The organism is Brevibacterium sp. 'Marine', assembly GCF_012844365.1.
GTDB lineage: Bacteria > Actinomycetota > Actinomycetes > Actinomycetales > Brevibacteriaceae > Brevibacterium.
Genome location: NZ_CP051626.1, coordinates 2,301,695 through 2,314,752, shown reverse-complemented (window position 1 = coordinate 2,314,752; position 13,058 = coordinate 2,301,695). Strand labels below are relative to the sequence as shown.

10 protein-coding genes are annotated in these 13,058 nt (G+C 64.8%); 6 read left to right on the top strand and 4 right to left on the bottom strand.

Going from position 1 to position 13,058, the window contains the following annotated elements:
• Positions 1-2: 2 nt before the first annotated feature.
• The 5 genes from dnaG (at position 3) to HF684_RS10480 (ending at position 6,079) form a co-directional block, all read left to right on the top strand.
• On the top strand, positions 3-2,057 hold the full coding sequence (dnaG, locus tag HF684_RS10500; protein ID WP_169252418.1) for a DNA primase: 2,055 nt from the start codon (positions 3-5) through the stop codon (positions 2,055-2,057).
• Between the two features lie 78 nt (positions 2,058-2,135).
• A complete protein-coding gene (locus tag HF684_RS10495; protein ID WP_248278878.1) occupies positions 2,136-2,780 on the top strand; it encodes a TetR/AcrR family transcriptional regulator in 645 nt (214 codons plus the stop codon).
• An 11-nt stretch (positions 2,781-2,791) separates the two neighbouring features.
• The gene (locus tag HF684_RS10490) at positions 2,792-4,588 is read left to right on the top strand and encodes an MDR family MFS transporter (RefSeq protein WP_169252416.1); all 1,797 of its coding nucleotides are present in this window, start codon (positions 2,792-2,794) and stop codon (positions 4,586-4,588) included.
• Positions 4,530-5,495 carry a D-2-hydroxyacid dehydrogenase gene (locus tag HF684_RS10485; RefSeq protein WP_169252415.1) on the top strand — a complete coding sequence of 322 codons (966 nt, stop codon included), beginning with the start codon at positions 4,530-4,532 and terminating at the stop codon, positions 5,493-5,495. The genes HF684_RS10490 and HF684_RS10485 overlap by 59 nt, the downstream gene beginning before the upstream one ends.
• A complete protein-coding gene (locus tag HF684_RS10480) occupies positions 5,492-6,079 on the top strand; it encodes a hypothetical protein (protein ID WP_248278877.1) in 588 nt (195 codons plus the stop codon). The genes HF684_RS10485 and HF684_RS10480 overlap by 4 nt, the downstream gene beginning before the upstream one ends.
• Positions 6,080-6,366: 287 nt before the next feature.
• Here HF684_RS10480 and HF684_RS10475 read toward each other — a convergent pair whose 3' ends face one another.
• Positions 6,367-7,794: a glyceraldehyde-3-phosphate dehydrogenase gene (locus tag HF684_RS10475; RefSeq protein ID WP_169252414.1), complete on the bottom strand. Its 1,428-nt coding sequence runs from the start codon at positions 7,792-7,794 to the stop codon at positions 6,367-6,369.
• Between the two features lie 55 nt (positions 7,795-7,849).
• On the bottom strand, positions 7,850-8,887 hold the full coding sequence (locus HF684_RS10470; protein ID WP_169252413.1) for a YhjD/YihY/BrkB family envelope integrity protein: 1,038 nt from the start codon (positions 8,885-8,887) through the stop codon (positions 7,850-7,852).
• A 126-nt stretch (positions 8,888-9,013) separates the two neighbouring features.
• Here HF684_RS10470 and HF684_RS10465 point away from each other — a divergent pair, with 126 nt between their 5' ends.
• Positions 9,014-9,808, top strand: a complete 795-nt coding sequence (locus HF684_RS10465; RefSeq protein WP_348981371.1) for a DedA family protein — start codon at positions 9,014-9,016, stop codon at positions 9,806-9,808.
• A gap of 15 nt (positions 9,809-9,823) precedes the next feature.
• Here HF684_RS10465 and HF684_RS10460 read toward each other — a convergent pair whose 3' ends face one another.
• Both HF684_RS10460 and HF684_RS10455 read right to left on the bottom strand, forming a co-directional pair.
• Positions 9,824-10,867 (bottom strand): glutathione S-transferase C-terminal domain-containing protein, encoded by a 1,044-nt coding sequence (locus tag HF684_RS10460; protein ID WP_169252412.1) that lies wholly within the window; start codon positions 10,865-10,867, stop codon positions 9,824-9,826.
• Positions 10,868-11,105: 238 nt separating this feature from the next.
• A complete protein-coding gene (locus tag HF684_RS10455) occupies positions 11,106-12,914 on the bottom strand; it encodes an AMP-dependent synthetase/ligase (protein ID WP_169252411.1) in 1,809 nt (602 codons plus the stop codon).
• Positions 12,915-13,058: the final 144 nt, after the last annotated feature.

The window sequence follows — 13,058 nt, the reverse complement described above, 5'->3', positions numbered from 1 at the left end:
CCATGGCCGGACTCATCAAGCGCGAGGACATCGACGAACTGCGCAGCCGCACCCGCATCGACGAGGTGATCGGGGAATTCGTCACCCTCAAGACCGCAGGCATCGGATCGCTCAAGGGCCTGTGCCCGTTCCACGACGAGAAGACTCCCTCGTTCACGGTGCGCCCTCAGGTCGGGATGTACCACTGCTTCGGCTGCGGTGAGTCCGGAGACGTATTCACCTTCCTGCAGAAGGTCGAACAGCTCAGCTTCGTCGAAGCCGTCGAGACCCTGGCCGGCAAGGCCGGAATGCATCTGCGCTACGAGGACGGGAAGGGACCCGACCGGGAACAGGCCAGCCGCAGGCAGCGACTGCTGGAGATGCACGAAGTCGCGGGGCACTTCTTCGCCCAGGCCCTGGAGTCCGAAGCCGGGCAGATCGGTCGCGAATTCCTGTCCGGCCGCGGCTTCCCCGCGGAGTCGAGCCGAGAGTTCGGCATCGGGTTCGCCCCGAAATCCTGGGATGCCCTGACGACCCACCTGCGCCGGGCCGGCTTCACCGATGAGGAGATCCTCGCCGGCGGCCTGGCCAGCGAGGGCGGACGCGGAATCTACGACCGGTTCCGCGGTCGGGTGATCTGGCCGATCAAGGACATGACGGCCCGGACCATCGGCTTCGGCGCCCGCCGACTCTATGACGACGACAAGGGACCGAAGTACCTCAATACCCCGGAGACCGCGCTCTACCACAAGAACCAGGTCCTCTACGGGCTCGATCTGGCGAAGAAGTCGATCGCGAAGACCAAGCGCGTCGTCGTCGTCGAGGGCTACACCGACGTCATGGCCGCCCACCTCGCCGGAGTCGACCAGGCCGTGGCCACCTGCGGCACGGCCTTCGGCGCCGAACACGTGAAGATCATCCGACGCCTCCTCGGCGACGACCCGACCGGACAGGTGATCTTCACCTTCGACGGAGACGCCGCCGGTCAGAAGGCTGCGCTCAAGGCCTTCGAATTCGAGAGCCTGTTCAGCGCCCAGACCTTCGTCGCCGTCGAACCCGACGGCCTCGACCCCTGTGACCTGCGCATGCGGAAAGGTGACGCGGCCCTGCGCGAACTCATCGACGGGTGCAAGCCGCTCTTCGAGTTCGTCATCACCACCGCGATCTCCCGCTTCGACCTCGACACCGTCGAGGGTCGGATCTCCGCGGTCCGCGCCGCCGCCGAGGTGCTCACCGACATCCGCGACCGTAACAGCCTTTCGCATTACTACCGGTTCGTCGCCGGCCGCATCGGCGTCGACATCGATGAGGTGGAGGCCGCGGTCCGCACCGCAGCCCGCCAACCGAAGCAGAACAGACGGCCCGCCGAGGCGCCCGCCCGCCAGTCGTCCTACCGCGACGGCCCACCGCCGGCACCGAGCGCACCCGCACCCTCGACGTCAGCCGTACCCGGTTCTGGATCAGGGTCCGGTGCCGGGACCGGACCGGGGCACGCCCCGGTCGAGGACGCACGCGATCCCGGTCCCGCCTCGGCGCCGGAGGTCTCCGACGAACGCAGCCTGGAATACGTCTACGAGGAGCGCCCCGACGTCTCGAACCTCTCGGCTCCGATCAGCCCTGCACGGCTGAAGACGGAGAAGGGCGCCCTCATGGTCGCCCTCCAACATCCGGAGGTGGTCAATGCCAAGCTCTTCGACTCGCTGTCCGCGAAGGCCTTCGAACACCCCGGGTATCGGCGGATCCAGGACGCGATCAGACAAGCCGGGGGACTGGGGGCCGCCGGCCCCGCCCAGTCGAAATGGGCCGAGCGCGTCCTCGACGCCGCTGCCGAGGACCTCAAACCCTATGTGGCTCAGCTGCTCGTGACCCCGTTGCCGGTGATCGAAGGGGACGGGATCGACCGGTTCGCCCGCGGCATCGTCGCCCGCCTCTTCGACTACGACCTCGAACGCATCGCCAAGGAACTCCACTCCCGCCTGCAGCGTCAGGACACCGCCGACGGAGCAGGCCAGGCCGCACTGCTCGGCCAGCTGCAGACCCTCGAACAGCACCGGGCACGGCTGAAGACGCTGATGTAGAACACTGCACACAGTGAAATAGTGCACAATTGCAGATTTGCAGTTGGTGAAAGTTTGCATATGGTGCAAACTGTACCTATGCCCGTTGAAGAATCCCTGCGCTCGAAAAAGGCGCGGCTGACCCGCAGCGCCCTCCACGAGGCGGCGATCACCCGCGTCCTCGAAGACGGCCTGGCCTGCGCCACCGTGGCGACGATCGCCGCCGACGCCGGTGTGTCCACACGCACCTTCTTCAACTACTTCGAGACGAAAGAGGACGCGATCGTCGGCCTCGGATCCGAGGTCAGCGTCGATGAGGGCCTTGCCTTCGACTACGTCCACAGCCCCGCCGGGCTCGACACGCTGGCCGAGGACACGGCGCGCTTCGTCCGCGAAGCGCTGCTCGTCGGCTCCGTCGATCCCAAACTTCCGGCTCGGCGCCGCCGCCTCTTCGCTCTCTACCCGGAACTCGTGAGCAAGAGCTTCGACCGGGCAGAAGAGCTCGAAGAGATCGTCACCGGTCACGTGCTTGAGCGACTGCGCCACCTCGGCCAGGAGTTCTCCTCCGAGGAGTCCGCCTGGCGCAGCGCGCGGATGCTCACCCAGCTCTGCCGCGTCCCGCTCAACCATGCGGGACAGACGATCAAAGCCGATCCCGAAGCGGTCGAGGGCAAAGGCGGAACCCAAGCGATCTTCGAAGACTCCCTGAGCCTGTTCCGCAAGGTATTGGACCGACTGCAATGACGAAAGCTGTGATGAGAAGCAACCACGAAACCGATGAGAAGACGATGACGGCAACCACCTCGAAGAACTCCGCACCCACGGGACCCGACGCACAGACCGAGCCGATGGCCACCTCGGCGATCATTCTGCTCTTCGTGGGCCTGATGATCGCGATGTTCATGTTCTCCCTCAACCAGACGGTGCTGGCGACCGCGTTGCCGACCATCGTCGGCGAACTCGACGGCGTCGACCAGATGCTGTGGGTCTCCACCGCGTTCATGCTCGCCTCGACGATCATGATGCCCGTCTACGGCAAGGTCGGTGACCTGTTCGGACGCAAACCGCTGTTCATGTTCGCCATCTGCTGCTTCCTGCTGGGATCGGTCTTCGCCCTCATCGCGAACGAGATGTCGACGCTGATCCTCGGCCGCGTGCTCCAGGGCATCGGCGGCGGCGGAATGATGATCCTCTCACAGTCGATCATCGCCTCCGTCGTCCCCGCCCGCGAACGCGGCAAGTACATGGGCATCATGGGCTCGGCCTTCGCCGTGTCGTCCGTGGCCGGACCGCTCATCGGCGGCTGGCTGACCGAAGGACCCGGCTGGCGCTGGGCGTTCGCCATCAACTTCCCGCTGGGCATCATCGCCCTCATCGCCGCCGCCGTGTTCCTCAAGGTGCCCAAGCATGACAAGGGCGCGGGCCGGCGTCCGAAGATCGATGTCATCGGCATGGCGCTCGTCTCCATCGTGACCTCCTGCATCGTGCTCACCTCCGCTTGGGGCGGACATGACTACGAATGGGGATCATGGCAGATCAACGGGCTCATCGTCACCGGAATCATCGCCGCAGTCGCCTTCGTCTTCGTCGAACTCAAGGTCAGCGAGCCGGTCATCCCGATGCACCTGTTCACCAACCGCGACTTCCTGCTGTGCACGATCGCCGGTCTCTTCGTCGGCATCGGCATGTTCGGTGTGCTCTCCTACATGCCCACCTACCTGCAGATGGTCCACGGCATCGATGCCACCGTCGCGGGACTGATGATGGTGCCGATGATGGGCACCATGCTCGTGTCCTCGACGCTCGTCGGATTCATCGTCTCCCGCACCGGCAAGTACAAGAAGTACCCGCTGACCGGCATCCTCATCATGGCCGCCTCCCTCGTCCTGCTCTCCCAGCTCAAGGCCGAGAGCTCGGCCTGGGAGACCATCGGCTGCCTGGCGCTGCTCGGACTCGGACTGGGCTTGAGCATGCAGACTCTCGTCCTCGTCGTCCAGAATGCCTTCCCGGTGTCCATGGTCGGCACCGCGACCGCCTCGAACAACTACTTCCGCCAGGTCGGCGCCACCCTCGGCATGGCCTTCATCGGATCCGTGTTCACCCAGCGGCTGATGGACAACATCAAGTCCGGAATCACGGAGATCGCCAAGGCCTCCCCGCAGGGTCACATGCCCCAGGTCTCCTCGACCGGGCTGACCCCGGAGATCGTGTCGAAGCTGCCGGAGCCGATGCATTCGCTCATCATCACCTCCTACAACGATGCCCTCGTGCCCCTGTTCCTGTGGGTGGCTCCGCTGGCCGTCCTCGGATTCGTCTTCCTCTGCTTCCTGCCCAACACTCCGCTGGCGCAGACGCTGAAGAACGAACCGGCGAAGCGGGAGAACCTCGACGTCGCAGCAGAGAATGCGGGGGCCGTGTCCGCGTCGGTTTCCACCCCGGTCGAGGCTTCATCGGTTAGTGTGGCAGAAAGCCCACTGTCCAAGGAGCCGAGGAATGACGGTACTGACCATACTCAACTCACCCGGGACCGAGATCCCCGAACTGATCACTGATCTGGGGGAGCGGGACGGGATCGAACTGCGCATCGCCGAGGCGTCGACCCTGTCCCAGGCCCTGCCCGGCACCGATGTGCTGCTGATGTGGGATTTCTTCTCCACCGCACTCAAGGATGCCTATGCACATGCCGACCGGCTCGACTGGGTCCATGCCGCCGCGGCGGGCGTCGATTCGCTCCTCTTCGATGAGCTCGTCGACTCGCCGGTGACGGTGACGAACGCTCGGGGGATCTTCGATCGACCGATCGCCGAATTCGTCCTCAGCTACATCCTCATGCACGCGAAGAGCTCGATCGGCTCGCTCAACGACCAGGCGGAGGGGAAGTGGAACCGCCGGTCGACCCGCGATATCGCCGGCACCAAGGCGCTCGTCGTCGGCACCGGTGCGATCGGCCGGGGCATCGCCCGCCTGCTGAAGGCCGTCGACATCGAGGTCACCGGAGCCGGGTCGCGCGCCCGCAGCGGCGACGCCGACTTCGGTGAGGTCATCGACTCCGCCGCCCTGCCTCAGCATGTGGCCGGATTCGACTGGGTCATCGACATCGCACCGCTGACGGAGAAGACCGAGAGGCTCATCGGCGCCGAGGCATTCGCCGCCATGGATGACTCCGCCGTGTTCATCAACGTCGGACGCGGAGACACCGTCGACACCGACGCGCTCGTCACTGCGCTGCGCGACGGGCAGATCGCCGGGGCCGGGCTCGACGTCTTCGACGAAGAGCCGCTGCCCGCCGACCATCCCCTGTGGGCGATGGACGATGTCATCATCACCCCGCATATGAGCGGTGATACCGACGGCTGGAGAATGCGGCTGGCCGAGCAGTTCCATCGCCTGTTCGAACAGTATCTGGCCGGAGAGCGGTTCCCGCACACCGTGGACAAGAAGCTCGGGTACGTGCGGTGAGCCTGGCCGACGACCCCACGGCGCAGCGGGCGTTCCTGGCCAGGGTGATCGCCGAACTCATCGCTGTGCGCCGTGCCCGTCTGCTGAGCATGCTGGTGCTCGCCCTGGCGATGCTCGTCGCCGGTCTCGGGGCCGCCGTCCAGGCTCAAGGCGATCACATCGATGCGGTGCTGCTGTTCTCGGCATTCAGCCTCATCATGATCGGCATCGTCTGTGCGCTGGGCGCGATCATCGCCTGGACGCGGATCAACCGGGACGTGCTCGATTCGATCGCGGCCACCCGTCCGGCGCGGGCCAAGGCGCCGCGGACGCGCAACGCCGGACTCGCCGTGGCCCTCGGCTTCGCTGTCGTCGGGATCCTGTTCGGCATCCTGCTGTGGGCCGAGACTCCGATTCTGGCCGGCGCCGTCGTCATCGCCTGCCTGCTGCTGGCCTGCCTGGGGCCCATCTGGGCGAATGAGCTGGCCAACGCCGACGATCGACTCGCCGTCATCCTCGACAGCGACGACGAACTGGCTGACCGATTCGCCAGTTTCACGCCGATCTGGCTGCATGAAGCCATGGAGTCCGATGCCGCGGAGTGACTGATTCCTCCCGCTGCTGATTAAACATCCCGAAACCGGCAGAACCTCCCGTTCCTGCGGGAGGTTCTGTCGTTCCCACGGGGTTGCGGCACGAAGCGGAGGGCATGCGGCCCAGGGTGCGGGATGGCGCCGAGGATGTGCTGAACCACTGGCGCAAGGCCCGGCGGGGACGGCGACGGACGTGATAGACGAAGGCGCCCGGAGTCGTGAGACTCCGGGCGCCTGTCTCAGCCGGTCATCGAACGCTCATCCGAGCGTTGCGGTGGGCCGCCTCGGCGATATCGATATCAGGGAAAGGCCGGGACGTCGACGTCGGCCATCTTGGCCACGCAGCGCACGACCTGGCAGGAGTAGCCGAATTCGTTGTCGTACCAGACGTAGACGACGACGCGGTCCTCATCGACGATCGTGGCCAGACCATCGACGACACCGGCGCGCTTGGAGCCGACGAGGTCGGTGGACACGAGCTCGGGAGAAGTGACGTAGTCGACCTGGTTGCGCAGCGGCGAATGCATCGACACCTCACGCAGGAACGTGTTGAGCTCGTCGACCGTGGTGGCGGTGTCCAAGTTGAGGTTGAGGATCGCCATGGACACATTCGGGGTGGGTACGCGGATCGCGTTGCCCGAGAGCTTCCCCGCCAGTTCCGGCAGAGCCTTGGCCACGGCCTTGGCGGCGCCGGTCTCGGTCAGCACCATGTTCAGCCCGGCCGCACGGCCGCGGCGGGAGCCCTTGTGGAAGTTGTCGATGAGGTTCTGATCGTTGGTGAACGAATGGACCGTCTCGACGTGGCCGTTGCGGACACCGAACTTGTCGTTGATGGCCTTGAGCACCGGAGTGATCGCGTTCGTCGTGCACGAAGCCGCCGAGACGATGGTGTCCGAGTCGAGGATCGCATCGTCGTTGACTCCGAAGACGATGTTCTTGACATCGCCCTTGCCGGGAGCCGTGAGCAGGACCTTCGACGCACCGGGGCAGGCGAGGTGCTTGGACAGGCCCTCGTCGTCGCGCCACTTTCCGGTGTTGTCGACGATGATGGCATCGTTGATTCCGTAGGCGGTGTAGTCGACCTCGGAGGGGTCATTGGAGTAGATGACCTGGATGAGGGTGCCGTTGGCCTGGATGGTGCTGTTCTCTTCGTCGATGACGATGCTGCCGTCGAAGGCTCCGTGGACCGAGTCGCGGCGCAGCAGGGAGGCGCGCTTGACGATGTCGTTCTCCCCATTGCGGCGCACGACGATGGCGCGCAGACGCATACCGGTGCCGCCGGCACGATCGATGAGGATGCGGGCGAGAAGACGGCCGATGCGACCGAAGCCGTAGAGGACGATATCGCGGACCTCGCCCTTGCCGGACTGTGATTCGACGACATCGGCGAGCTCGGAGGCGAGGAAGGCGTCGACATCGGCGGTCGGATCATCGAGCTTCTCGATGAGGCGGCCCAGATCGATGCGGGCCGGTGCCAGGTTGAGCCCGGACAGCGCCTTGACGATGCGGTGGGTGATCTGGATGTCGAGCTCTTCGCCGAGGAAGTGGCGAGCATAGCGGTGGGCCTTGATCATGCCGGTCACCGACTTATTCAGCAGCGACCGCCCGAACAGGGTCAGCAGCACGTCGTTCTCACGGTACAGGCGTCCGACTAGCGGAATGAGTTCTTCGGCGGCGGTCTGCTTCTTCGCCCAGTCGTCCAGGCGAGCAGTCGTAGCGTCAGTCAAAGGTCGTGTCCCCTCGGTCAGTTATAACGGATGCGCCCACAGTCTACCGTCTCGCCTATTCGCGATCGGACCGGCGTTCCTCGAACCGTTTGAAGCCCAGCAGGGTCAGTGCCACGATTCCGGCACCGGTGATGAGCGCGCCGAGGCTCTGCGCCTGCACCTTCGGTTCGACGAACCGGTATTCCTGCTCCTCTTCGCGCGGCCGAGGTGGTTTCGCCGTGCCGATCCACGCGGCGATGAACAGGACGATGCGGGCGAAGACGTTGAGGGTGAGCATGATCGCGATGATCGATCCGAACACACCGGCGGCCTTGTTTCCGGAGAAGAGATTGACGAGCACCGTGGAGAAGTTGATGAGGATGAGGAACGCGGTCGCGCCGATGAGCGAGCCGCGGTTCTTCGCCTGTTTGTCGACCGGCCTCTCCGGCAGCATCGTGAATAGGAACCAGAAGATCATCCAGGCGGCGCCGAAGGTGAGGATGACCGGAACGATGAACAGCAGGCTCTCGGCGATGCCGGAGAGTCCGAGCAGATCGACGATCATCGACCGCAGACCGGTGCCGACGACGGTGAGTGCCACAGCCAGGAGGAGTCCGATGATGAGGCCGATGAGAGTGATCACGTTATTGATGACCTTGCTGACGAAGGACTTCTCCGGCACGGCATCGTCGAAGTCGTCGTGCAGCTGGGCTCGCACTGCGGCACCGAGGTTGCCGATGAATCCCTGCCCCGTGTAGAGACCGGTGAGAATACCGATGATTCCGACTGCCTGCCACTGCAGCAGATAGCTCTCGAGCTGTTCGGTCAGGGATTCGTTGCCTGCGGTGAACGTCTCGATCTGCTGCGTGACCTCGGGCAGGAGCTCGGGGCGGGCGACGTCGAGGACGAAGCCGATGCTCGCGAGGCTGACCATGGCGATGGGCATGACCGCGAGAACGAGGAAGTAGGTGATCGCGGCACCGAACTGATTGCCCAGACGCTGTCCGAAACGCTGGACCGCGCGCATGAGGTGGGCAGGTCCGGGTCGGTTGACGGCATTGTGGCCGACCTCAGCGACGGTGTTGCGCGAGGCCAGTACTTTGGCAGGTGCCACGTGTGTGCTCCTTCGATGCGTATCCGCAAGGTGCGTTCGTATTCCGGTCTGAGGTGTTCGTTTCCACACTAGCCGCTGTGAGCGTACTGTGAGGGGCGGGCCGCGCCCGTATCTAGACTTTTGACCATGCCGATCCCTGATTCGCACTCCCTCGCCGCCGCTTTCGCGACCGCGGTCACAGGCGGACTCTCAGGCAGTCTGCCTTCCGGTGCGGCTTCTGCGGAACTGGTCTCAGCCGGCGGCAGCGCCGCGGACAACCTCAGCGGGTTCTCGGCCTGGACCGTGACGATCATGGAGACCCTGGGACCGGCAGGTGTCGGCTTCATGGTCTTCCTCGACAACATCTTCCCGCCGATCCCCAGCGAGCTCGTCCTTCCGCTGGCCGGATTCACCTCCAGCCAAGGGCAGATGAACATCGTGGCCGCGATCGTCTTCGCCACGATCGGCTCGGTTCTCGGCGCAGTTCTGCTGTGGGCTCTGGGCAAGTGGATCGGCATCGAACGCATCGCCCGAATCGCGGTGAAGATGCCGTTGGTCGACGTCGATGACGTGCACAAGACCGTCGATTGGTTCGACAGGCACGGGGACAAGGCTGTGTTCTTCGGGCGGATGATCCCGATCTTCCGGTCGCTCATCTCCATCCCCGCAGGCATGCGGGACATGCGGCTGGGCACGTTCCTGCTGCTGACCACGGCCGGCAGCGCGATCTGGAACACGATTCTCATCGTCGCAGGCTTCACCCTCGGTGAGAACTGGTCGGTCGTAGAGACCTACGCCGGCTACTTCCAGAACCTCGTCATCGTCGCCGTCGTCGTCTTCGTCATCGTGTGGATCGTGTTCAAGATCCGCAGACAGCGGCGGAAGACGGCCGCCGGGCTCGACACGACCGAAGACGATCATATCGAGCCCGGACAGTCCTGAGGCCGAGTCCTCGGCTCAGCTCACCCAAGCCGCCGCGGTATGTGCGGGGATGACCTCTTCGCCGGGCTTGACGGGTCCGGGAGCCGTCCCGTCGCCGAAAGGCGACCCGCCGAACTTCCGGTCACGACCGTGATCGCTGAGCCACCCCGAGAGGTCAGGGCCCTTGGGCACGATCTGCGTCGGATTCACATCCTGGTGGACGATGTAGTAGTGCTGTTTGATCTGCTCGAAGTCGACCGTGTCCCCGAAGCCCGGCGTCTGGTACAGGTCGCGGGCGTAGCCCCAGAGGTTCTCGAACGCCGTGAGCGGCTGACGGTTGCACTTGAAGTGACCGAAGTAGACGGGATCGAAGCGCACGAGCGTGGTGAACAGTCGCACATCCGCCTCGGTGATGGTCTCTCCCATGAGGAACCGTGACCGGCCGAGCCGATCCTCGACGATATCGAGCGCGTTGAATAGGCGATCGAAAGCGGCATCGTAGGCGTCCTGGGAACCGGCGAATCCGCAGCGGTAGACGCCGTTGTTGATCTCCGTATAGATATGACGCATCACCTTCTCCATCTCCTCCCGGGATTCTTCGGGCCAGAGATTCGGGGCACCCGCACGGTGGTAGTCGGTCCACTGAGTGGAGAAGTCCTCCGTGATCTGCGGGAAGTCGTTGGTCACGACGACGCCGGTGGGCACGTCGACAACGGCAGGCACGGTGATTCCGCGCGGATAGTCCGGAAAGCGGGCGAAGAATGCCTGCTGCAGCCGTTCGATGCCGAGCACCGGATCCACCCCGCCCGGGTCGAGGTCGAACGTCCACGACCTGGCATCGTGGGTGGGGCCGGGCATGCCGAGGGAGATGACGTCCTCGAGCCCGAGGAGGCGACGGACGATGATCGTCCGGTTCGCCCACGGGCAGGCGCGGGCGGCGACGAGGCGATATCGGCCCGGTTCGACGGGCCATTGAGCGTTCGGATCGTTGAGGATGCGATCGTCGATGTAGTTCGTATCGCGGTTGAACGCCGCGCCTTCGGTCACGTAGCTGGGAGTGTGATCGGCGGACTCGGACATGACGCTGCCTCCAATGAGATCGATGAGTGCGACTTCTGTCCTCAGCTTACGACGCGGTGGCAAGCCCTCGCCGAGGCGGCCCGCCGTCACCGTCGCCCGTCCTCCCGGAATGGGGAGGGGCCCATCCGCCACCGAGGCGGGACGACGACGGCCCGGGACGGACCGTTCGAGTCCGTGCCCGGGCCGTACCCCGCAGGCTGAGTTCGGCGACTGTGCCTCAGCCGGCAGCGACTGTGCCTCAGCCGGCGTAGAGCGCGTCGATCTCGGCGGCGAAGTCCTTGTTGATGAGGTGACGCTTGACCGACTGCTTGGCCGAGAGGTAGCCGTTGTCCTCGCTGAGTTCGATCGGCAGGATCGTGAACTTCTTGACCCCCTCGGCCCGCGAGACTGTCTTGTTCATCTGTTCGACGGCCTTGGCCACTTCGGCCTGGATCGCATCGTCCTCGGCGGCCTCGGGCAGATCCATCTGCGGCAGATCGTGGTTCTTCAGCCAACCCGGCAGCATCTCCGAATCGAGGAAGATCAGCGCCGAGACGAACTTGCGGTTCTCCCCGACGAGCACCGGCTGGCTGATGATCGGGTGGCGCCGCAGCACGTCCTCGAGGGGAGCCGGGGCGATGTTCTTGCCGCTGGAGGTCACGATGATCTCCTTCTTGCGGCCGTTGATCGTCAGATACCCGTCGTCGTCGAGGGATCCGAGGTCACCGGTGCCGAACCAGCCGTCGTGGAACTCCTTGGCCGTGGCCTCGGGGTTGTTCCAGTATTCGCGGAAGACCGGCACGCCCTTGGCCAGAATCTCACCGTCGGGAGCGATCGCCACCGAGACTCCCGGCAGCGGCACACCGACGGTTCCGATCTTCGACTTCTCCGGAATGTTGACGGTGATCGGCGCCGTGGTCTCGGTGAGCCCGTAGCCCTCGAGGACGATGATGCCCAGTCCGCGGAAGAAATGGCCGAGGTGAGAGCCGAGTGCGCCGCCGCCGGAGACCGCGTGAGTGACGTTGTCGCCCATGACCGCGCGCAGCTTCGAATAGACGAGCTTGTCGAACAGAGCGTGCTGGAGCTTGAGGCCGGTCGGCACCTTGCCGGTGTCGAGCGCCTTCGAATACGCGACGGCAACCTGCTCGGCGCGGCGGAAGATCTTCTCCTTGCCGCCTGCCTGAGCAGTTGCCAGTGCGGAATTGAAGACCTTCTCGAAGACGCGGGGCACACCGAGGATGAACGACGGGCGGAAGCTGCCCATGGCGTCGGTGAGCTTCGTCAGATCCGATTGGTGGGCGAGCAGAGCGCCGTTGCTGATGGCCAGAACCTCGATGAACCGGGCGAAGACATGGGCCTGCGGCAGGAACAGCAGGCAGCGCATGTTCGTGTCCAGGACGCTGGGGATCTGGTGGCGCGCGGCCTGGGAGGTCTGCACGAAGTTCGCATGGGTGAGCACGCAGCCCTTGGGCTTGCCGGTGGTCCCGGAGGTGTAGATGATCGTGGCAACGGAATCGGCGTCGACCTGCGAGCGGGCGGCTTCGAGCTCATCGTCGCTGATGTCTTTGCCCGCCTCGGTGAGATCGGCGAAAGCGCCGTCGTCCCAGACCCGCAGCGCCGGCTCGTCGCGTCCGGCGGCCTTGGCCGCGGCACGCACCCGATCGGCATGGTCGCGCGAGGAGACGAGCCCACGGGTGACGTCGGCATCGGTGAGCATCCAGCTCAGCTGTGCCTCCGAAGAGGTGTCGTAGAACGGCACGGAGATCCCGCCGGCATACCAGATGGCGTAGTCGCTGAGCGTCCACTCATAGGAGGTGGGGCCGAAGATCGCGATCCGGTCACCGACTCCCACACCCAAGGCGATGAGTCCCTTCGCGGCCGCCTTGACCTCTGCGAGGAATTCGGCCGCGGTCAGTTCGTCCCAACCGTCCCCGTCGGGTTTGGCGACCAGAGGGCGAGAGGGGTTCTCAGCGACTGTGCTGAGGAAGATATCGGTGGTCGACGAGGCGGTATCGACCTCGAAACCGACGACGGGTGTTGACGACTGCGGCATGGTCGTTGAGCTCATGAGTCTCCTTCGAGGACGTAAGTTACTGCTCGGTTATCCTACAGTTCGGCCGGGTCTCAGTGAAATCGATCACGTTTGCCGAGATAACCGGCGTCCGCTGACCTGTGAGCAGTCTAACCAAGTCGAATCAGGGGGCGTTCAGAG

Coding starts and splice junctions, on each gene's coding strand:
- HF684_RS10455 (WP_169252411.1), bottom strand. CDS start 12,914: ATGAGCTCAACGACCATGCCGCAGTCGTCAACACCCGTCGTCGGTTTC.
- dnaG (WP_169252418.1), top strand. CDS start 3: ATGGCCGGACTCATCAAGCGCGAGGACATCGACGAACTGCGCAGCCGC.
- HF684_RS10465 (WP_348981371.1), top strand. CDS start 9,014: ATGCCGATCCCTGATTCGCACTCCCTCGCCGCCGCTTTCGCGACCGCG.
- HF684_RS10495 (WP_248278878.1), top strand. CDS start 2,136: ATGCCCGTTGAAGAATCCCTGCGCTCGAAAAAGGCGCGGCTGACCCGC.
- HF684_RS10490 (WP_169252416.1), top strand. CDS start 2,792: ATGAGAAGCAACCACGAAACCGATGAGAAGACGATGACGGCAACCACC.
- HF684_RS10460 (WP_169252412.1), bottom strand. CDS start 10,867: ATGTCCGAGTCCGCCGATCACACTCCCAGCTACGTGACCGAAGGCGCG.
- HF684_RS10485 (WP_169252415.1), top strand. CDS start 4,530: ATGACGGTACTGACCATACTCAACTCACCCGGGACCGAGATCCCCGAA.